This window comes from Bacillus sp. JJ1474 (assembly GCF_036965225.1).
Classification (GTDB): Bacteria; Bacillota; Bacilli; order Bacillales; family Cytobacillaceae; genus Cytobacillus.
Genome location: NZ_JBALPC010000014.1, coordinates 1 through 20,646 on the forward strand (window position 1 = coordinate 1; position 20,646 = coordinate 20,646).

The 20,646-nt window shown below is 39.1% G+C and carries 19 protein-coding genes and 1 other annotated feature; of the genes, 18 read left to right on the plus strand and 1 reads right to left on the minus strand.

Translation table 11 applies throughout. The features are described 5' to 3' along the window. Nucleotides 1-96: 96 nt before the first annotated feature. From V7164_RS02500 to pyrE, 13 genes are all read left to right on the plus strand, one after another. On the plus strand, nt 97-612 hold the full coding sequence (locus V7164_RS02500) for a DivIVA domain-containing protein (RefSeq protein ID WP_066289301.1): 516 nt from the start codon (nt 97-99) through the stop codon (nt 610-612). A 49-nt stretch (nt 613-661) separates the two neighbouring features. Then, nucleotides 662-925 (plus strand) — a binding site (T-box leader). A gap of 112 nt (nt 926-1,037) precedes the next feature. Then, nucleotides 1,038-3,809 carry an isoleucine--tRNA ligase gene (ileS, locus tag V7164_RS02505; protein WP_335346320.1) on the plus strand — a complete coding sequence of 924 codons (2,772 nt, stop codon included), beginning with the start codon at nt 1,038-1,040 and terminating at the stop codon, nt 3,807-3,809. 150 nt (nt 3,810-3,959) lie between these two features. After that, nucleotides 3,960-4,247, plus strand: coding sequence for a hypothetical protein (locus V7164_RS02510; RefSeq protein WP_335346319.1), 288 nt, complete (start codon nt 3,960-3,962; stop codon nt 4,245-4,247). Between the two features lie 78 nt (nt 4,248-4,325). Further along, nucleotides 4,326-4,820 carry a signal peptidase II gene (gene lspA / locus V7164_RS02515; protein ID WP_335346318.1) on the plus strand — a complete coding sequence of 165 codons (495 nt, stop codon included), beginning with the start codon at nt 4,326-4,328 and terminating at the stop codon, nt 4,818-4,820. Continuing rightward, nucleotides 4,792-5,697: an RluA family pseudouridine synthase gene (locus tag V7164_RS02520; protein ID WP_335353339.1), complete on the plus strand. Its 906-nt coding sequence runs from the start codon at nt 4,792-4,794 to the stop codon at nt 5,695-5,697. Before lspA ends, V7164_RS02520 begins: the two co-directional genes overlap by 29 nt. A 187-nt stretch (nt 5,698-5,884) precedes the next feature. After that, complete coding sequence (pyrR, locus tag V7164_RS02525) at nt 5,885-6,427, plus strand: bifunctional pyr operon transcriptional regulator/uracil phosphoribosyltransferase PyrR (RefSeq protein WP_335353348.1); 543 nt, start codon at nt 5,885-5,887, stop codon at nt 6,425-6,427. A 179-nt stretch (nt 6,428-6,606) separates the two neighbouring features. Then, a complete protein-coding gene (locus V7164_RS02530) occupies nt 6,607-7,893 on the plus strand; it encodes a solute carrier family 23 protein (RefSeq protein ID WP_335346325.1) in 1,287 nt (428 codons plus the stop codon). A 171-nt stretch (nt 7,894-8,064) separates the two neighbouring features. After that, the gene (locus V7164_RS02535; protein WP_335353340.1) at nt 8,065-9,006 is read left to right on the plus strand and encodes an aspartate carbamoyltransferase catalytic subunit; all 942 of its coding nucleotides are present in this window, start codon (nt 8,065-8,067) and stop codon (nt 9,004-9,006) included. Continuing rightward, nucleotides 8,969-10,255 carry a dihydroorotase gene (locus tag V7164_RS02540; RefSeq protein ID WP_335344152.1) on the plus strand — a complete coding sequence of 429 codons (1,287 nt, stop codon included), beginning with the start codon at nt 8,969-8,971 and terminating at the stop codon, nt 10,253-10,255. Before V7164_RS02535 ends, V7164_RS02540 begins: the two co-directional genes overlap by 38 nt. Nucleotides 10,256-10,296: 41 nt before the next feature. Then, complete coding sequence (locus tag V7164_RS02545) at nt 10,297-11,076, plus strand: dihydroorotate dehydrogenase electron transfer subunit (RefSeq protein WP_438823975.1); 780 nt, start codon at nt 10,297-10,299, stop codon at nt 11,074-11,076. After that, nucleotides 11,073-11,984, plus strand: a complete 912-nt coding sequence (locus V7164_RS02550; RefSeq protein ID WP_335344151.1) for a dihydroorotate dehydrogenase — start codon at nt 11,073-11,075, stop codon at nt 11,982-11,984. Before V7164_RS02545 ends, V7164_RS02550 begins: the two co-directional genes overlap by 4 nt. Before the next feature lie 2 nt (nt 11,985-11,986). After that, the gene (pyrF, locus tag V7164_RS02555) at nt 11,987-12,715 is read left to right on the plus strand and encodes an orotidine-5'-phosphate decarboxylase (RefSeq protein WP_335344150.1); all 729 of its coding nucleotides are present in this window, start codon (nt 11,987-11,989) and stop codon (nt 12,713-12,715) included. Further along, entirely contained in the window at nt 12,700-13,329 is a 630-nt protein-coding gene (pyrE, locus tag V7164_RS02560; protein WP_335344149.1) for an orotate phosphoribosyltransferase, read from the plus strand. The genes pyrF and pyrE overlap by 16 nt, the downstream gene beginning before the upstream one ends. A 39-nt stretch (nt 13,330-13,368) precedes the next feature. On the opposite strand, the gene V7164_RS02565 is transcribed toward pyrE, so the two are convergent. Further along, entirely contained in the window at nt 13,369-15,078 is a 1,710-nt protein-coding gene (locus tag V7164_RS02565) for an Rqc2 family fibronectin-binding protein (protein WP_335353341.1), read from the minus strand. Between the two features lie 620 nt (nt 15,079-15,698). On the opposite strand from V7164_RS02565, the gene V7164_RS02570 reads away from it, so the two are divergent. From V7164_RS02570 to rpoZ, 5 genes are all read left to right on the plus strand, one after another. Further along, a complete protein-coding gene (locus tag V7164_RS02570; RefSeq protein WP_335344147.1) occupies nt 15,699-18,377 on the plus strand; it encodes a calcium-translocating P-type ATPase, SERCA-type in 2,679 nt (892 codons plus the stop codon). Nucleotides 18,378-18,528: 151 nt separating this feature from the next. Then, complete coding sequence (locus V7164_RS02575; RefSeq protein ID WP_335353342.1) at nt 18,529-19,401, plus strand: YicC/YloC family endoribonuclease; 873 nt, start codon at nt 18,529-18,531, stop codon at nt 19,399-19,401. Between the two features lie 57 nt (nt 19,402-19,458). Further along, on the plus strand, nt 19,459-19,722 hold the full coding sequence (gene remA, locus V7164_RS02580) for an extracellular matrix/biofilm regulator RemA (RefSeq protein ID WP_315668487.1): 264 nt from the start codon (nt 19,459-19,461) through the stop codon (nt 19,720-19,722). Between the two features lie 9 nt (nt 19,723-19,731). Next, nucleotides 19,732-20,346, plus strand: coding sequence for a guanylate kinase (gmk, locus tag V7164_RS02585; protein ID WP_335348177.1), 615 nt, complete (start codon nt 19,732-19,734; stop codon nt 20,344-20,346). Between the two features lie 3 nt (nt 20,347-20,349). Continuing rightward, nucleotides 20,350-20,571 carry a DNA-directed RNA polymerase subunit omega gene (rpoZ, locus tag V7164_RS02590; protein ID WP_066289256.1) on the plus strand — a complete coding sequence of 74 codons (222 nt, stop codon included), beginning with the start codon at nt 20,350-20,352 and terminating at the stop codon, nt 20,569-20,571. The last annotated feature ends 75 nt before the right edge of the window (nt 20,572-20,646 follow it).

The following is a 20,646-nucleotide window of genomic DNA, read 5'->3' on the forward strand; positions in this document are numbered from 1 at the left end:
TGCAGGATTTTGCTACAAGTTGTCGAATTAATATTAGATAGATATTTATTAGACCAAGTACATAATTATTACTACTGAATTTGGGAGGTGGCCAAGATGCCATTAACACCGTTAGATATTCATAATAAAGAATTCAGCAAAGGATTCCGAGGTTATGATGAAGATGAAGTAAATGAATTTCTTGACCAAGTGATTAAAGACTATGAAATTCTAATTAGAGAAAAGAAGGAATTAGAGGAAAGACTAAATGACCAAAACGAACGGATTGGCCATTTTACCACAATTGAAGAAACGTTAAATAAATCAATTATTGTAGCCCAAGAGGCTGCAGAAGAAGTAAGAAGAAACGCACAAAAGGAAGCAAAGCTTATCATTAAAGAGGCTGAGAAAAATGCGGACAGAATTGTCAATGAATCATTATCAAAGGCAAGAAAAATTGCCCTTGAAATTGAGGAATTAAAAAAGCAATCGAAGGTATTCCGAACTCGCTTTAAAATGCTAATCGAAGCTCAGCTTGATTTGTTAAATAACGATGACTGGGATCATTTACTGGAATATAAGCTTGACGCTACCGAATTAAAATCCGCTCAAGAAGAGGATTCATTAGCTTGACGAAAGCAGAATATATCGCATATAATCTTAAAAAGAATGTAAATTATGAACATTAACTATGAGAGGGACAGTACAAATTTCATAGCTTAGATCATTGCTTAGCAGGCATTGTCAGCGAACCAGGGAAGGTGAAAGCCTGGAGTAAGCGGAGATTTGGAAGATCACCCTTGAGTTCCTTTGTTGAACATCCTTTAAGGATCAGTAGATAAAGGCGAGTCATTCACGTTAAGAATTTTTAAAGCGGATAGAAGTTTATTTATTATTCTATCTACAAGGGTGGTACCGCGGGAAATAATACCTTCTCGTCCCTTTTTGGGATGAGGGGGTTTTTTTATTTTTAGAAGCTCTAGCCACATCAATAATTGGTTTAATGTTGTTAAAAATGGTAATCATGAAGCTAGTGAAAGCTACGGGAGGAAAAGGAAATGGAATACAAAGATACTTTATTAATGCCAAAAACAGAATTTCCTATGCGTGGAAATTTACCAAACCGTGAGCCCGAAATTCAGGCTAAATGGAAAGAAATGAATATTTATGAGAAAGTTCAAGAACGTACAAAAGGCCGTCCAATGTTTGTTTTGCATGATGGGCCTCCATATGCAAATGGTGATATTCACATTGGCCATGCTTTAAATAAAATCCTCAAAGATATGATTGTCCGCCATAAGTCAATGAGCGGTTACCATGCTCCATATGTTCCTGGCTGGGATACACATGGTCTTCCGATTGAGCAGGCACTGACGAATAAAGGGGTCAAGCGTAAGGAAATGACTGTTGCAGAATTCAGGAAGCTCTGCGAACAATATGCATATGAACAAATTGACAGCCAGCGTACTCAGTTCAAACGCTTAGGAGTAAGAGGGGATTGGGAAAATCCTTACATTACCTTAAAGCCTGAATATGAAGCACAGCAAATTAAAGTGTTTGGGGAAATGGCGAAAAAAGGCTATATTTACAAAGGCTTAAAGCCAGTATATTGGTCTCCATCTTCTGAATCAGCATTAGCAGAAGCAGAAATTGAATATAAAGATAAGCGCTCTCCATCCATCTATGTAGGCTTTAAAGTAGCTGATGGCAAGGGTGTATTAGATGAGGACACGCAAATCGTCATTTGGACAACAACACCTTGGACAATTCCTGCTAACCTAGGGATCGCTGTTCATCCTGAGCTTAACTATGTTGTTGTGGAAGAAAAAGGTCAAAAGTATGTTGTTGCAGCTGACCTTTTAGAAGCAGTTACGAAGGAAGTAGAATGGCAGGACCCTCAAGTAGTTAAAACAGTTCAAGGTTCAGAACTTGAAAATATTGTTGCTGTCCATCCATTATATGGACGGGATTCTCTTGTCATATTAGGAGAACACGTAACGATTGATGCCGGTACTGGATGTGTTCATACCGCACCTGGTCACGGGGAAGACGACTTCTATGTTGGTCAGAAATATGGACTTGATGTATTATGTCCAGTTGATGACCGCGGATATATGACGAAGGAAGCTGAGGGTTTTGAAGGGTTATTCTATGATGAAGCCAATAAATCAATTACCGAAAAACTTGATGAGGCTGGGGCGTTATTAAAGCTTTCATTCATTACCCACTCTTATCCACATGATTGGAGAACAAAAAAGCCAGTTATTTATCGTGCAACAGCACAATGGTTTGCTTCCATTAAAGATTTCCGTAAAGAGCTTTTGGATGCTATAAATGAAACAAAGTTTGTACCTGCATGGGGCGAGACTCGTTTATTTAATATGGTTCGTGATCGTGGAGATTGGTGTATTTCACGTCAGCGTGCTTGGGGTGTGCCTATTCCTGTATTTTATGCAGAAAATGGAGATCCGATTATTACGGATGAAACCATTAATCATGTTTCCAACCTATTCCGTGAGCATGGATCAAACATTTGGTTTGAAAAAGAAGCAAAAGATTTACTTCCAGAGGGCTTTACACATCCTGAAAGTCCAAATGGGGAATTTACGAAAGAAACAGACATTATGGATGTATGGTTCGATTCAGGCTCGTCACACCAGGCTGTATTATTGGAGCGAGATGACCTGCAAAGACCAGCTGATCTTTATTTAGAAGGATCTGACCAGTACCGAGGATGGTTTAACTCATCTCTATCCACAGCTGTTGCTGTTACTGGAAAGGCTCCTTACAAAGGGATTCTCAGCCATGGATTTGTTTTAGATGGTGAAGGAAGAAAGATGAGCAAGTCATTGGGCAATGTTGTCATTCCAGCCAAAGTAATGAATCAATTAGGCGCAGATATTTTAAGGCTTTGGGTGTCTTCAGTAGATTATCAGGCCGATGTTCGTGTTTCTGATGCGATTTTAAAGCAAGTTACTGAGGTATACCGCAAGATTAGAAATACTTTCCGTTTCTTACTAGGAAATCTTGCTGACTTTGATCCAAACACAAATGCTGTTTCCTTTGAAAACTTGCGAGAAGTAGACCAGTTTATGCTTGTAAAATTAAATAAATTAGTTAAGACTGTTCGAGAAGCCTATGAACATTACGAGTATGCCGGCATTTATCATGCTGTTAATAATTTCTGTACACTTGATTTGAGTGCGTTCTATCTCGATTTTGCAAAGGATATTCTCTATATTGAAGGGAAGGATCATCCTGATCGTCGTGCTATTCAAACCGTTCTGTATGAGTGCTTGATTTCCTTAACAAAATTAGTTGCACCTGTTCTTTCCCATACGGCAGATGAGGTTTGGAGCTTTATCCCTTCAGTTAAAGAAGAAAGTGTTCAGCTAACTGATATGCCAGAGTATAAAGAACTGCCTAACGCTAAGGGACTAGAAGAGAAATGGACATCATTTATGAAACTTCGTGATGATGTTTTGAAGGCTCTTGAAGAAGCGCGCAATGAAAAGGTAATTGGTAAATCACTTACAGCGAAAGTAACAATGTTTGTAGATGAAAAGGCGAAGAGCTTACTTGATTCCATTGATGAGAATGTTAAACAACTATTCATTGTTTCTGGTTTTGAGGTAGCAGGAAATTATGAGGATGCTCCTGAAGATGCTCTTAAGTTTGAAAATACAGCGATCGTTGTTTCTAAAGCTGAAGGAGAAACATGTGAACGCTGCTGGATTGTTACACCAGAAGTGGGTCTGGTTGAAGAATTTAATACATTATGCCCTAGATGTGCAGATGTTGTTAAAACGCAATACAGCCACTTAGCATAATATTTTTATGAGGAGGGTCAGACTCCGCAAGGTATATCTTGTGGAATCTGGCCCTTTGTTAATTGTTGTACTCACTGTAAAAACTTACACCGACTTTTAAATATGCAAGCGGATATAATAGGTAGAAATAAATAGAACGGAGGAGCATAAATGGATGCCAAAGCAGAACCACTTTATTCGGAACTCCGTAAAACACGAATGGAACTTATGGAAAGGTTAGAGGACAATAATTCTTCATCCCTTATTAAACCAATCATTAAAGCAGAACTATTAGATGTGGAAGATACATTAAATAAAATTGAATTAGGTCTTTTTGGCAGATGTGAAATTTCAGGTGAATTGATTCCTGAAGAGCTGCTAACTATGGTACCAACAATAAAATCCTTGGATGACTATGAAAAAATCGACTGTTACTTTAGAAAGGGGATATTTCATTAACAACAGGATTACTGTGTTTTTTATAAAGAATGTGCTAAAATGCAAAGGTAATACTATGAAAATGTGGGGGTTGCCTTTGTGTTTTATTACATAATTGCTTTACTAATTATTGCACTGGATCAGTTCACAAAATGGCTTATAGTCAAAAACTTCCAATTGGGAGAAAGTGTGGAAGTAATCAAAAATTTCCTCTATATAACCTCTCATCGAAACAAAGGTGCGGCTTGGGGAATTTTGCAAGGCCAAATGTGGTTTTTTTATGTAATAACGGTCATTGTTATCATCGGAATTATTTATTACATTCAAAAAGCTGCAAAAGGCAAACTGCTGCTAGGTGTATCTTTAGGCTTTATGCTAGGGGGAGCGATCGGTAATTTTATTGATCGTGTTTACCGGAAAGAAGTTGTTGATTTTATTAACACTTATATTTTTGGCTATGATTTCCCTGTCTTTAATGTTGCTGACTCCGCATTAGTAATCGGTGTTGCTTTGCTTATGATACAAATGCTGCTAGAAGAGAGAGCGTTGAAAAAGGAGAAATCTCATGGAGAAAATGGAACACATCATTCCTGAGGAACAGGCGGGTGAAAGAATCGATAAGGTTCTTACATCATTAAATAAGGAATGGTCTAGGACACAGGTTCAGCTGTGGATTAAGGATGAGCATGTTCTCGTCAACGGACAAAAAATAAAGACAAATTATAAATGCAGTCTGAATGATCAAATAGTGATTCAAATTCCTGAACCAGAGGAATTAGACGTTGTACCGGAAGAAATGGATTTAGATATTTATTATGAAGATCAGGATGTTTTAGTTGTCAATAAACCTAAAGGAATGGTTGTACATCCTGCACCTGGGCATTTAACAGGTACACTTGTTAATGGGCTTATGGCGCATTGTAAAGATTTGTCTGGGATCAATGGGGTCATGAGACCAGGGATTGTTCATCGAATTGATAAAGATACATCAGGTTTATTAATGGTGGCAAAAAATGATCTTGCCCATGAAAGTCTTGTGAATCAGCTAGTTGAAAAAACTGTAACTAGAAAATATAAGGCGATCGTTCATGGTGTAATCCCTCATGATTACGGAACAATTGATGCCCCTATTGCACGTGATCAGAAAGACCGGCAAAGTATGGCTGTTGTTGATAATGGAAAAAAAGCCGTTACACATTTTCATGTTCTCGATCGGTTTAACGATTATACGTTCATTGAATGCCAGCTGGAAACAGGCAGAACACATCAAATTAGGGTACATATGAAGTATATAGGCTACCCGCTTGTTGGAGATCCAAAATATGGCCCGAGAAAAACTCTTGATATAGGCGGACAGGCATTACATGCAGGTATTTTAGGCTTTGTCCATCCTAGATCAGGTGAATATATGGAATTTGAAGCCCCATTACCGGATTATTTCGAGCAATTAATGGAACAGCTCCAAAAATAATGATTGACATATGAGTGTATGTAAAATAAAATTACTATAGTTAAATAAGTCCTTTAATCACAGTCCCGTGAGGCTGAGAAGGAAGCGGATAAGATATCAAGTCATCTATTGTATGACTTGATCCTTAATGAACGCCTATATCCTCTCGCCATAGCGGCGAGAGTTTTTTTGTAAAGGGGTGGTTAACATTTCAGAGAAAGCAATCGTTCTTGATGAACAAGCAATAAGGAGAGCATTAACGAGGATTGCCCATGAGATCATAGAAAGAAACAAAGGTATTGAAGGCTGTGTTTTTGTCGGAATTCGAACTCGGGGAATATATCTTGCAACTCGGCTTGCTGAAAGAATCGAGCAAATTGAAGGAACAAAGATTGCTGTTGGGGAACTAGATATAACGCTATATAGAGATGATTTAACAAAAATTACAGCGAGTCAGGAACCACTAGTCAAAGGGTCGGATATACCTAAAGATATTAATGACCAGAAGGTTATACTGATTGATGATGTTCTTTATACAGGCAGGACAGTAAGAGCTGCTCTTGATGCATTGATGGATATCGGCAGACCTTCTACGATTCAACTAGCAGTCCTTGTTGATCGTGGACATAGGGAATTGCCAATCAGGGCAGATTTTGTTGGAAAAAACATTCCGACTTCAAGTTCAGAGAAAATTGTTGTGGCATTAAAGGAAGTCGATCAAGTCGATCAAGTAAGTATATATGAAAACTAAATAACCCTTTTTAAAAGCAGTCCTGTGAGACTGACAAAGGGGGAATTACACATACAGAATGTCCTTTTCTGTATACCTGTACCCTCTTTGCGCAAATTTGGCAAATGAGGGTTTTTTTATGGCTACTGGGAAAATCAAAAGAAATAGATATGAACATCAACTAGTAGGAGAGGTATATGATGAACAAACCAGTATTAGACATTAAAGATGTTCCATCACCAATGCAATGGTTAACATTAAGTTTACAGCATTTATTCGCCATGTTCGGCGCAACAGTATTAGTTCCGTATCTTGTTGATTTAGATCCTGCCATAGCCTTAATTTCAAGCGGCTTCGGCACACTGGCCTTTCTTATGATCACTAAATGGAAGGTTCCGGCCTATCTGGGCTCATCATTCGCCTATATCATTCCGCTGCAAATGGCAGGAAAAGCAGGCGGAATTGGGGCGATGATGATCGGAAGCTTTATGGTAGGTCTCTTGTATGGGGTTGTCGCTCTTATTATCAAAAAAGGCGGCTATCGTTGGCTAATGAATCTTCTGCCGCCAATAGTTGTCGGTCCAGTCATCATGGTTATCGGATTGGCTTTATCGGGAACAGCAGTAGGAATGGCGATGAATAACCCGGTAACAAGCGAATATAGTATGCTTCACTTCTCTGTAGCGCTTGTCACATTAGCTGTAACGATTATTTTCTCGGTTTACTTTAAAGGGATGCTAAGCATGATCCCAATCTTAGCTGGAATCATTATAGGGTATGTATATGCTCTTGCAGTAGGAATTGTTGATTTTACAGGTGTTCGGGAGGCAGACTGGATTGAAGTTCCTGATTTTGTTTTCCCATTCGCCGACTACAATATAAGCTTTACATTAGATCTCATGCTCTTAATGCTGCCTGTTGCAATCGTTACAATTTCTGAGCACATCGGACACCAGCTCGTCCTAGGAAAGGTAGTTAACAAAGATTATATTAAAGACCCTGGTCTACATCGTTCGCTTCTTGGAGATGGGACAGCAACGATGATCTCAGCGATCATGGGCGGACCGCCAAAGACTACGTATGGTGAAAACATCGGTGTACTCGCGATCACTAGAATATATAGTGTGTATGTATTAGGCGGTGCAGCCGTTTTAGCGATTATCTTCGGGTTTATCGGGAAAGTTTCAGCTCTCATCAGCTCTATTCCTACACCTGTTATGGGCGGAGTATCAATCCTTTTGTTTGGAATAATCGCCTCATCTGGATTGAGAATGTTAGTGGACAGCAAAGTAGACTTTGGTGACAAAAGAAATCTAGTGATTGCTTCGGTCATCCTAGTCATCGGCATTGGCGGAGCACATGTCGATATCGGACCATTGCAGATCCAGGGAATGGCTCTTGCAGCGATTTGCGGAGTGGTTTTAAACTTGATTTTACCTGGCCGAGAGCCGGTAAAGGATAATATGTTTGAAACAGAATTAGAATAAGGTTAATCAGTATAACGCCTTTTAAGTAAGTCCAGAGAGATTTGAAAGGGTGTTGAAGTGATTGGGTAAAAGGAAATCATTGCTTCCTTTTGCCAACTTGTCTCTTCAACTCTTCAGCACCCTGACAAAATGTCAGGGTGTTTTTTTTAGAAGATAAGGGAGGGTTTATGAATGAAACATTTACTAACGACAACTGAATTAACTATTAATGAAATTAACGAAATTCTTGAAGATGCTCAATACTTTTTAGATGGTGGTACATGGTCAGCTGGGAAAAATATGTTTGTAGCGAATTTATTCTATGAAAATAGCACGAGGACGAAATGCAGCTTTGAAGTTGCTGAAAGAAGATTAGGAATTAATACGATCCCATTTGAAGTGAGTACATCAAGTGTGCAAAAGGGTGAAACTCTTTATGATACGGTTAAAACGCTTGAAGCAATAGGAGCAAATGCAGTTATTATTCGCCATAGCGAAGATCGATATTTTGACAGTTTAGATGGAAAAACAGATGCTGCAATCATTAATGCTGGTGACGGATGTGGGCATCATCCTACACAATCGCTTCTAGATTTATTAACCATCAAACAGGAATTTGGCTGCTTTCATGGATTAAAGGTTGCGATTATCGGTGATATCAGACATAGCCGAGTAGCAAGGTCGAATGCTGATACTTTAGTAAGATTAGGTGCTGAAGTTGTTTTTTCAGGACCTGAAGAGTGGTTTGATGATGAAATTCTTGAAAATGGGGTCAATTTTGAAAATATTGATACAGCTGTAGCTACTTCCGATGTTGTCATGCTGTTAAGAATTCAGCATGAACGCCATGAAGTTAAAGGGGATCGAACAGCTGAAGAATACCATCAAGCCTACGGATTGACTGTGGAAAGGGAAAGAAAAATGAAGCCAGGAAGCATCATTATGCATCCAGCTCCTATCAATCGTGATGTTGAAATAGCTGATTGCTTAGTAGAATGTGAACGGTCAAGAATATTTAAGCAAATGACGAATGGTGTTTTTGTAAGAATGGCGGTATTAAAAAGAGCACTTGAACAATCTGAAAGGGGCGGTAAAGATGTCAACACTTATAAAGAATGGGCAGTTGCTAACTAATGAAGGGGAGTTCATTAGAAGAGATATCTTAATAGAATCTGGAAAGATTGTTGAAATAAAAGAAGGAATTTCAAAGGAAGCAAAAGAAACGATTGATGCTTCGGGTTTGCTTATTGCTCCTGGATTTATTGATCTGCATGTCCACCTTCGCGAGCCAGGAGGCGAGAAGAAGGAAACTATTGAGACTGGAACTAAGTCCGCTGCAAAGGGCGGATTTACAACGGTTGCGGCCATGCCAAACACTAGACCTGTTCCTGATTCTAAGGAACAATTGGAAAAGTTAAATAAACGTATTGAAGAAACGGCTTCTGTTCGAGTTCTTCCATATGCATCTATTACCATTCGTGAGATTGGTGAAGAGCTGACAGATTTCCAAGCACTTAAGGAAGCTGGGGCTTTTGCCTTTACGGATGATGGGGTTGGCGTTCAATCGGCTGCGATGATGCTTGCCGCTATGAAGCGTGCTGCTGAAATTAATATGCCAATTGTAGCCCATTGTGAAGAAAATACGCTTATAAATAAAGGCTCCGTTCATGAAGGAACTTTTTCAAAAGCAAATGGTTTGAATGGTATTCCTTCTGTATGTGAATCTGTCCATATAGCTAGGGATGTATTGCTCGCTGAGGCTGCTGATTGCCATTACCATGTTTGTCATATTAGTACAAAGGAATCCGTAAGGGTCGTACGCGATGCAAAAAAGGCAGGTATTAAAGTTACGGCTGAAGTAACGCCTCATCATCTTTTATTATGTGAGGAAGACATCCCTGGCCTTGATACGAATTATAAAATGAACCCTCCACTAAGAGGTTTAGCTGATAAAGAAGCACTAATTGAAGGAATTCTCGATGGAACAATTGACTTTATTGCTACTGATCATGCGCCACATTCAGCAGAGGATAAAGCAGAAGGCATGAAGCTGGCACCATTCGGGATTGTTGGATTGGAAACAGCGTTCCCACTCCTTTATACACATTTCGTGGAAAAAGGGATTTTCTCTTTAAAGCAATTAATTGATTATTTAACAATAAAACCTGCTCAAGCTTTTGGTTTATCTTTAGGGAAAATTGAAGTAGGAGCAGAAGCAGATATCGTCTTACTAGACTTAGAACATACAGAAAAAATTGATCCTGAACAATTTTTATCAAAGGGCAGAAATACACCTTTTGGAGGCTGGGAGTGCAAAGGCTGGCCTGTATTAACAATGGTTAATGGGCAAGTTGCATGGAGTAACAGAAAAGTAACAGTATGAATGAACAGCAAGAGGAATCCTGCTACAAGGGGTGTATATAAATGATAAAAAAAGAATTATGTCAAGTTGTATCACAACAAGAAATTGCTGAACGTATTTTTGAGCTCACCTTAAAAGGTGAGCTTGTTAACGAAATGAATGAGCCTGGCCAATTTGTCCATTTGAAGATTTCTGAACAATTTGACCCGCTTTTGAGAAGACCGATTAGTATTTCTGCCATAAACAAAGACGAGAAAGAGTTCACAATGATTTACCGTGCGGAGGGTAAAGGAACTATCATTCTATCAGAGAAGAAACCAGGTGATACTGTTGATGTTCTAGGCCCTCTAGGTCATGGCTTTCCATTAGAAGAGGCCAGTGCTGGAGAAACGGCACTTTTAGTTGGGGGAGGAATAGGTGTTCCGCCTCTATTTGAATTGTCTAAGCAGCTTGTAAAAAAAGGGGTCAAGGTTATTCATGTACTTGGCTTCCAATCATCAAATGTTGTTTTTTACGATGAGCAATTTACACAGCTCGGGGAAACATATGCTGCAACAGTTGATGGCAGCTATGGCAGGAAAGGATTTGTCACAAATGTGATCGAAGACGACAAAATTAACTTTGATATTCTCTATTCCTGCGGGCCTACTCCAATGCTAAAAGCATTAGAACAAGCATATAAACATAAGAAAGTTTACCTGTCCTTAGAGGAAAGAATGGGCTGTGGAATTGGAGCCTGCTTCGCTTGTGTATGTCATACTGGAGAAGATCCTACTGGATACACATATAAAAAGGTATGCAGTGATGGTCCGGTTTTCAAGGCAGGGGAGGTTGTATTATGAAAACTTTAGAAATAAGCCTGCCAGGATTACAATTGAAAAATCCGGTTATGCCGGCATCAGGCTGTTTTGGGTTTGGCAGAGAGTTTAGTCAGCTTTTTGATTTAAGCTTGCTCGGAGCAATTATGATAAAGGCTACAACATTTGAGCCTCGATTTGGAAATCCGACACCACGAGTAGCGGAAACCTCCGCTGGTATGCTGAATGCAATAGGATTGCAAAATCCGGGCTTAGAAAAAGTAATAAATGAAGAGCTGCGCTGGTTAGAGCAATTTGATGTTCCGATCATTGCTAATGTTGCTGGCTCCCAGGAAGAAGATTATATTGCTGTCGCTAAAGAGATTTCTAAAGCACCAAATGTCCATGCATTAGAATTGAATATATCCTGTCCAAATGTTAAGACAGGCGGCATTGCTTTTGGCACAATTCCTGAAGTGGCAAAGAACTTAACGAAAAAGGTTAAGGAAGTTTCTGAAGTACCTGTATACGTTAAATTATCACCAAATGTGACAAATATAGTTGATATGGCAAAAGCGATCGAAGACGGCGGTGCCGATGGTTTAACAATGATTAACACTTTAGTTGGCATGAGAATTAACTTGAAGACCGGAAAACCGATCTTAGCGAATCAAACAGGCGGATTATCGGGCCCAGCTATTAAACCAGTGGCAATCCGGATGATCCACGAGGTTAGCCAGCGAGTATCTATTCCAATCATCGGAATGGGCGGTATTCAATCAGCGGAAGATGTAATTGAATATTATTATGCTGGAGCAAGTGCTGTAGCTGTAGGAACAGCCAATTTCGTTGATCCATTTGTTTGCCCGACAATTATTGAAGAATTACCAGAACTATTACAAAGCCTAGGCTTCGAACATATTTCTGAGTGCACGGGAAGGAGCTGGAAATAAGCATGGATAAATCTATTATTATCGCTCTTGATTTTGCTGGTAAAAATGAAGTCTTCCGATTCCTCGAGAATTTTGGAGATGAGAAGTTATTTTTAAAGGTTGGAATGGAACTGTATTATCAAGAGGGGCCAGGCATCGTTCATGATTTGAAGGCACAAGGCCACGATGTTTTTCTAGATTTAAAGCTTCATGATATTCCAAATACAGTGAGAAGTGCGATGAAAGGACTTGCTAGGCTTGGGTGTGACCTCGTTAATGTACATGCTGCAGGCGGGAAAGAAATGATGGAAGCAGCTCTTGAAGGTTTAGATGCTGGAACCGGAACTGGACAGGCTAGACCTGCTTGTATTGCAGTTACTCAATTAACAAGCACATCAGAGGAGCAAATGAAGAAAGAACAGTTAATCAATGTTTCTTTAGAAGAGTCTGTTCTTCATTATGCATCACTTGCTAAGCAAGCGGGTATGGATGGTGTCGTATGTTCTACTTTCGAGGCTAGCCCGATTACTCAAGTATTAGGGAATTCATTTTTAACTGTGACACCTGGCATTCGTTTAAAGTCAGACGATGTAGAGGATCAAAAGCGGGTAGCCACTCCTGAATTTGCAAAATCAGAAGGTGTTTCGGCGATAGTTGTTGGCCGTTCAATTACTAAATCAGACAATCCGCTGGAGAAATATTTCATGTTCAAACAATCGTGGGAGGGTGTTCACCAATGCATCGCAAAATAGCAGAAAGCCTACTTGAAATTAAAGCTGTCGCATTAAAGCCAAACGATCCTTTTACATGGTCATCAGGTCTCCGTGCGCCAATTTACTGTGATAATCGCCTTACATTATCCTACCCTACCGTCCGTAAAGAAATTGCTAATGGGCTAAAGGAAACGGTTTTAGCGAAGTTTCCAGATGCAGAACTTATTGCAGGTACTGCTACAGCGGGTATTCCGCATGCTGCTTGGGTAAGTGATTTAATGGATCTTCCTATGTGTTATGTACGTTCAAAGCCGAAAGGCCATGGTCAGGGGAATCAGATTGAAGGTAAGGCTGAAGCGGGCCAAAAGGTCGTAGTCGTGGAAGATTTAATTTCTACAGGAGGCAGCGTCATTACCGCTGTTGAGGCACTTAGAAAGGCTGGCTGTATCGTGTTAGGGGTCGTAGCTATTTTCTCTTATCAGCTTCAAAAGGGTAGAGAGCTATTGGAAAATGCTGATATTACTGCTTATACGTTAACTGACTTTGAAACTTTGTCAGAAATTGCAAGAGAAAAAGGTTATATTCAGGAAGAAGATATGAAGAAGCTTTCGGAATGGAGAAATGACCCTGTAGAATGGGGAAAACAAGCATAAATTAATTCAAAAAGGCAAGCACAATTGGCTTGCCTTTTATTAATTTTTTAAAGCGAGAATTGTTTCCTCATCAGGGGTTACATAAATCGTTTGCTGATTATCATAGATGACGAACCCAGGCTTTGCACCGCTCGGCTTTTTGACATGCCTGATTTGTGTAAAATCTACAGGAACAGAGCTAGAATTTCGCGCTTTGCTGAAATAGGCTGCAAGGGATGCTGCCTCTAGAATTGTTTTCTCCATTGGTTCCTTGCTTCGTATGACTACATGGGAACCTGGAATATCTTTTGTGTGAAGCCAAATCTCATCTCTTCCTGCCAGCTTATTCGTTAAGTAGTCATTTTGTTTATTATTTTTTCCGACTAATATTTCTGTTCCGTCTGAAGACATATAGCGATCTAGTACAGGCTTTGCATTTTGGATTTTTTTATTTTTTCGCTTCTTTTTATCTTTTATATATTGACCTTCGATAAGTTCTTCGCGGATTTCCTCGATATCCTTCGGTGAAGCCGATTCAACTTGCTGCAGCAATGCTTCAAAATACGCTTGCTCTTTTCTTGCTATCTCAATCTGTTCTTTTACGATACTAATAGCATTTTTCGCTTTCTGGTATTTTGTAAAATACTTTTGAGCATTTTCCGATGGAGTTTTTTGCGGCTCTAACGGAATGGTCACGGTTGCCCCATGTTCATCATAGTAGTTGATGACTTTGATTTCCTTCATTCCTTTTTGAATGGCAAAAATATTAGCTGTAACTAATTCGCCATACAGCTGATGAATATCCGCATTTTCTGCTTCCTTTAAAGTAGCTAAAAGCTTATCAATTTTCTTCTCATTTTTTTCTTTTTCGTTCATGATAAAACGTTCAAGATCATGTGCTTGCTGTTTAACACGGTCACGTTCAGCCTTGCCAAAATAAAAGCGATCAAGCATTTCGCTTAGTGTTTGAAACTCCCTGGCCTTTCCTTGTAAATAAGTCAATGGAAAAAGATAATAGCTCTCTTTCTCACCACCCATTGTTATAGCGGGCTGTATTTGCTGTTTCTTCACTTTTTGCAAAATCGCTAAAAACGTCTTCGGCAAAGTTGCCCGATTAGCTAGTCCTGCCTGAAAGATGACTTCCTTTGCGAAAAGTGGAGATATTCCAGCAAAGCTTGAGACAAGCTGCTTATCAAGCTTCCCGCTATTAAAATCCAATTGCCTCAACACTTCAGTTTCGTCTGCTTCAAATGGATTTAATTTATTCTGACTTGGCGGCAATATGTATTCGTGTCCAGGCAATATGGCCCTATGTGAATTAACGGCAAATGAAACATGCTTAATACTATCTAGAATCATATTTCTCGTTTTATCGACTAATGTAATATTGCTATGCCGGCCCATAATTTCCACAATTAATTGTTTATAGGACGTATCCCCGATTTCGTTCCGCCCTTTTACTTCAAAAATCATAATCCGATCTAAATCCACCTGCTTAATATCTTCAAGAAAATACCCTTCTAAATGTTTTCTTAGGAGCATACAAAACATTGGAGGCTCAGCAGGGTTGTCATGAGTTTCATTTGTCAGCTGCACCCTTGCATAGCTTGGGTGAGCAGATAGGAGGAGTTTATGATTTTTTCCGTTGGCTCTTACTACTAAAATAATTTCATTTTTATAAGGCTGATGAATTTTATTAATTCTTCCGCCTTTTAATTCACGGGTCAATTCTTCAGTCATGGCCCTAGTAAATAAACCGTCAAATGACATAAGGGAACATCCTCTTCTTATTTAATATCTTCTTACACTTGCCGTAATAAGGTGGCAGCAATATTAGTGCTTAACGGACAACAGGACCGTTATTTGAGGAAAAGGGTGTTAATTTCTGATGTTTACGGACATACGTTCCGTTAATATGTAAAAAAGCATCGATTTCCTTGTGTTTTTTCAAAAATAGCGTCCTCTGTGTCCGTTTAGCCTTAAATTTAGATTATTTAATAGAAATAACGGATTCAATGTCCGTTTGTTTCTTCACCACATTTGTTTTTATCCTGCTCTCCTAAATATAATAGCATTTTTTTGGACGAGTCTGAATAAGCTTTCTTTAGACTAGACTGTTTTCGGGGTGATGTTTGCTAATTAAAAGGGGTGGTAGGTCCGAATGCTGTCACTTTAAAGGCATCTTTTCATAATAAAGGTCATAACTCTAGTTTGTACAAATATTTGCTTTTTTCTACAAGAAGCTAGAAAAGCGAGGCGACTGTTCAGCCCCGACAAGCATAAGGCAATCTTTCATGAAGGTTGTATTTTAACCTTTATGGAAGATTGACTTATGACCTCGAGGGGCTAGGAGCCGCAGCTAGACAATAAGGAGGAAGTGTGATGTTCGGATGAGATTTCATGAAATGAATGAAACAGAAGTTGAGCAGGCCCTTAATTCTGATAAGAAAGCCGGTTTAACTAAAGACGATGTAAAAAACCGAAGAAAACAATTTGGCTATAATGAACTGGAAGAAGGAGAAAAACAGTCTGCCCTACTTTTGTTTTTTAGTCAATTTAAGGATTTCATGGTCCTTGTTTTACTAGCAGCGACACTTGTTTCGGGACTCCTTGGTGAATACATAGATGCTGTCGCCATTATTGCTATCGTAATAATAAATGGTTTGCTTGGATTTTTTCAAGAAAGAAAAGCGGAAAAATCATTAGCCGCATTAAAAGAGCTTTCGGCGCCTCAGGTGAGTGTTTTAAGAGATGGGGAATGGATGAAGATTCCCACAAAGGAAATTGTCGTTGGAGATATTATTAAGTTTTCAAGTGGAGATCGAATCGGGGCAGATGTAAGATTAATAGAATCCAATAGCCTTGAAGTGGAAGAATCTGCACTCACTGGCGAATCGTTGCCGGTTTCGAAAACAATAGGCTCTATTAAAGCAGCAAATCTTGGAATTGGCGACATGGAAAACATGGCGTTTATGGGCACATTAGTTACACGCGGAAGCGGAGTAGGGCTAGTCGTTGCAATCGGGATGAAAACAGCTATGGGGCAAATTGCTGATTTGCTGCAAAAGGCTGAAACAATGACTACTCCATTGCAGCGCAGGCTTGAGCAGCTTGGGAAAATTCTCATCACGGTGGCCCTATTACTAACTGTTCTTGTAGTAGTTGTCGGGGTTTTACAAGGGCATGATCTTTATACGATGTTCCTTGCTGGAGTTTCATTGGCTGTTGCGGCAATTCCAGAAGGGCTTCCAGCCATTGTAACGGTTGCCTTATCCCTCGGTGTCCAAAGAATGATTAAGCAGAAGGCTATCGTAAGGAAGCTTCCAGCAGTTGAAACGCTAGGTTGTGCTTCGGTAATCTGTTCAGATAAAACAGGAACAATGACGCAAAACAAAATGACCGTTACTCATCTTTGGAGCGGCGGCAACGTATGGGGTGTTGATGGCGTTGGCTATGAACCTCAAGGGAAGTTCTATCGAAATGACAAGCAAATAGAAATAAAGAATGAAAAGTCACTTCAGCAATTGCTTATGTTCGGTATGCTCTGCAATCATGCAGAAATTAAACAAAAAGGTAATGAATATGTTATCGATGGAGATCCAACAGAAGGTGCTTTGCTCGTTGCGGCTATGAAGGCAGGTTACAGCCGTAACACTTTATTAAGCCAATATCAAATAATGAAGGAATTCCCGTTTGATTCTTCCAGAAAAATGATGAGCATCATCGTAAAGGATCATAAGGGCAGGCAATTTATTGTCACAAAAGGTGCACCCGATGTGTTAGCTGGAATATCCAGAAGTGTACTTTGGGACGGAAAACGCCAGCTTATGTCTCGTGAAGTTTCTAATAAAATTCAAGAAGCAATTGAAAGCTTAGCCTCTCAAGCCTTAAGAACAATTGCGATTGGATTTAAAGAAATTCCTGAAAATACAATTATTTTACATGAAAAAGAGGCAGAAAGAGATCTTACTTTTATAGGGCTTCATGGCATGATTGACCCTCCAAGACCAGAAGTAAAGGATGCTGTTAAGGAGTGCAGGGACGCAGGCATTAAAACCGTCATGATTACCGGTGATCATGTAATTACCGCAAAAGCAATAGCAAGTCAGCTTGGTATTTTTACAAACAACTCAAAGGTTTTAGATGGTAATGCGCTTTCAGAAATGGATGTTCATGAATTAGAAGAAGTAGTAGATGATGTTTCTGTTTTTGCCAGAGTTTCGCCAGAGCATAAATTGAAAATTGTCAAGGCTCTGCAGAACAGAGGACATATTGTGGCCATGACAGGTGATGGCGTTAATGATGCACCGGCCATTAAAGCTGCGGATATTGGGGTAGCAATGGGGATAACAGGGACAGACGTGGCCAAGGAAGCATCCGCGTTAGTTCTGCTTGATGATAATTTTGCTACGATAAAAGCAGCTATAAAAGAAGGCAGAAATATTTACGAGAATATTAGAAAGTTTATCCGATATTTGCTAGCTTCCAATGTTGGTGAAATTCTTGTTATGCTTTTTGCTATGCTGCTAGGTTACCCCCTTCCTTTAGTGCCTATTCAAATTCTTTGGGTAAATCTTGTAACGGACGGCTTACCTGCAATGGCTTTAGGTTTAGATCAGCCTGAAGATGATGTGATGAAACGGAAGCCAAGAAATCCTAGAGAGGGAGTATTTGCTAGGGGACTTGGCTGGAAAGTAGTATCACGAGGCTTTTTGATTGGGGTTGTAACTTTAATTGCCTTCATCATCGTATACAATAAAAATCCAGATGAACTCGCATACGCACAAACGATTGCCTTTTCCACCCTAGTAATGGCTCAGTTAATTCACGTATTTGATTGCCGCAGTGAGAAATCTGTTTTTGCAAGAAATCCGTTTGGCAACAAATATTTAGTTTGGGCAGTTATTTCATCCTTGGCTTTATTGTTCGTTGTCATTTACTATCCGCCTTTACAGCCAATTTTCCATACAGTTCCAGTAGTAATGAAGGATTGGTTTATGATTACTGGGCTTGCTGCTTTACCAACATTTTTATTAGCTGGTTCTTTTTTGGCAAGAAAAAGAAAATAAGATATGGTATAATCCAAAAGGTAATAGAGCATTTACTATTGCCTTTTTTGCTTGTATTCAAATTTTTAAATACATTTTTCTTTCCTTATGGTAAAATACGAACTAAATGTTTAATTATTTTTGTAATCCATAGATCAGGGCGTGTTTAATTATGGTTATAAGTATGACTGGTTTTGGCAGAGGGAAGAAGGTTGAGGGTTCTTTTACTGCCATAGTTGAAGTTAAAACGGTAAATCATCGATTTGCTGAATACCAAATTAGAATGCCGAAACAGCTTCTTTATCTGGAAGATAAAATTAAGAAAAAAATTAGTGAATATGTCCAAAGAGGCAGAATTGAAGTTTATATTACGATTGAGGGACAGAGCCTTTCAAGTCGGCATGTTCAAATAGATTGGGCATTATTAGACGAATATGTTAAATACATAACGGATATTAAAAACAAATATTCAATTGAAACTGAAATTACGCTTCAAGATGTAACGAGGGAAGAGCTTATTTTAATTGTAGATAAAGAAACGAATAATGAAAATGTAGAATGTTTGTTGCTTGCGGCTGTTGAAGAGGCGTGTCAACAATTATGGCAAATGCGTAAATTAGAGGGTGTAGAGCTCGAAAAGGATCTAAACTTTAATCTTAGTAAATTAAATGAGCGGCTTTCTGAACTAAAGGAGCAAGCCCCGAAAGTAATACAGCAATATCAAGAGAAACTAGCCAAGCGGATGTCTGATTTTTTGAATGGGCAAGTGGATGAAACACGACTGTTAACGGAAGTAGCTGTTTTCGCCGATAAGTCAGATATTAACGAGGAAGTCACTCGTCTTTATAGTCATATCAATCAGTTTTTGCAAACTTTGCAAGCGAATGAACCGATTGGAAGAAAATTAGATTTCATCCTTCAGGAGATGAACCGTGAAGTTAATACAATCGGTTCGAAAGGAAATGATTCTTCTATTGCTTTTTTTGTAGTAGAGATGAAAAGCCTGCTGGAGAAAATGAAGGAACAGGTCCAAAATATTGAATGACTGTTTAGAAAAAGGCTCGCGGGGCCAAAATATATAACTGATACTTGGAGGAACCTGATGGCGATTAAATTAATTAATATTGGCTTTGGCAATATTGTTTCAGCCAATCGTATTATCTCTATAGTAAGTCCCGAATCTGCACCGATAAAAAGAATCATACAAGATGCTCGTGATCGCGGTTCTTTAATAGATGCAACCTATGGCAGGCGGACGAGGGCAGTTATTGTTATGGATAGTGACCACGTCATTCTCTCAGCAGTTCAGCCAGAAACTGTCGCCCACCGCTTAGATGACAGAGATGATACTATTGATGAAGGGTAGGATTGAATAATGAAGGAAAAAGGTTTATTGATTGTTTTGTCCGGCCCTTCCGGTGTAGGGAAGGGCACTGTTCGGAAAGAGATCTTTTCGCAGCCGGATACCGCTTTTGAATACTCCATTTCAATGACAACAAGGTCTCCTAGAGAAGGCGAGATTGATGGAATTGACTATTTCTTCAAATCCCGTGAAGAATTTGAAGCCTTAATTGAACAAGAAAAACTTCTTGAGTATGCTGAATTCGTTGGGAATTATTATGGTACGCCTGTAGATTATGTGCAAGAGACATTGGAAAAGGGAAAGGATGTTTTCCTAGAAATTGAAGTACAGGGTGCTCGCCAAGTGCGGAAAAAATTCCCAGATGGCTTATTCATTTTTCTTGTTCCGCCAAGCCTATCGGAATTAAAAAACAGAATTGTCACAAGAGGAACAGAAACTGAAGATATTATTAACAACCGGATGACGGTTGCAAAAGAAGAAATTGAAATGATGAACTTGTATGATTATGTCGTTGAAAATGACCAAATTGAGCTTGCATGTGAAAGAATTAAAGCAATTGTAGTTGCTGAACATTGCCGAAGAGAACGTGTTGAGCCACGATATATTAAAATGCTGGAGGTTGAATAATATATGCTATATCCTTCTATTGATTCATTAATGACAAAAATTGATTCTAAATATTCACTTGTATCTGTAGCTGCAAAGCGTGCCCGCATGATGCAAGTAAATGCAAAGCCGCAGCTTGATAAATATGTATCACACAAAAATGTTGGCAAAGCATTAGAGGAAATCAATGCGGATCAGCTTCACTACCGTCTTGCAAAAAAGCAAAAGGATGAAGCTTACGAATAGTACCTGATAAAAATAACAACCGTAACTGGTTGTTATTTTTATTTCTTAACTAAATTGTATAGGTAAAAAGTAAGG

Bases quoted from the DNA above. Each gene is read 5' to 3' on its own strand.
- gmk (WP_335348177.1), top strand. From the start codon at position 19,732: ATGAAGGAAAAAGGTTTATTGATTGTTTTGTCCGGCCCTTCCGGTGTA.
- V7164_RS02510 (WP_335346319.1), top strand. From the start codon at position 3,960: ATGGATGCCAAAGCAGAACCACTTTATTCGGAACTCCGTAAAACACGA.
- V7164_RS02545 (WP_438823975.1), top strand. From the start codon at position 10,297: ATGATAAAAAAAGAATTATGTCAAGTTGTATCACAACAAGAAATTGCT.
- V7164_RS02540 (WP_335344152.1), top strand. From the start codon at position 8,969: ATGTCAACACTTATAAAGAATGGGCAGTTGCTAACTAATGAAGGGGAG.
- V7164_RS02530 (WP_335346325.1), top strand. From the start codon at position 6,607: ATGAACAAACCAGTATTAGACATTAAAGATGTTCCATCACCAATGCAA.
- V7164_RS02570 (WP_335344147.1), top strand. From the start codon at position 15,699: ATGAGATTTCATGAAATGAATGAAACAGAAGTTGAGCAGGCCCTTAAT.
- rpoZ (WP_066289256.1), top strand. From the start codon at position 20,350: ATGCTATATCCTTCTATTGATTCATTAATGACAAAAATTGATTCTAAA.
- V7164_RS02535 (WP_335353340.1), top strand. From the start codon at position 8,065: ATGAAACATTTACTAACGACAACTGAATTAACTATTAATGAAATTAAC.
- V7164_RS02520 (WP_335353339.1), top strand. From the start codon at position 4,792: ATGGAGAAAATGGAACACATCATTCCTGAGGAACAGGCGGGTGAAAGA.
- V7164_RS02500 (WP_066289301.1), top strand. From the start codon at position 97: ATGCCATTAACACCGTTAGATATTCATAATAAAGAATTCAGCAAAGGA.
- V7164_RS02575 (WP_335353342.1), top strand. From the start codon at position 18,529: ATGGTTATAAGTATGACTGGTTTTGGCAGAGGGAAGAAGGTTGAGGGT.
- remA (WP_315668487.1), top strand. From the start codon at position 19,459: ATGGCGATTAAATTAATTAATATTGGCTTTGGCAATATTGTTTCAGCC.
- V7164_RS02550 (WP_335344151.1), top strand. From the start codon at position 11,073: ATGAAAACTTTAGAAATAAGCCTGCCAGGATTACAATTGAAAAATCCG.
- V7164_RS02565 (WP_335353341.1), bottom strand. From the start codon at position 15,078: ATGTCATTTGACGGTTTATTTACTAGGGCCATGACTGAAGAATTGACC.
- ileS (WP_335346320.1), top strand. From the start codon at position 1,038: ATGGAATACAAAGATACTTTATTAATGCCAAAAACAGAATTTCCTATG.
- pyrE (WP_335344149.1), top strand. From the start codon at position 12,700: ATGCATCGCAAAATAGCAGAAAGCCTACTTGAAATTAAAGCTGTCGCA.
- pyrF (WP_335344150.1), top strand. From the start codon at position 11,987: ATGGATAAATCTATTATTATCGCTCTTGATTTTGCTGGTAAAAATGAA.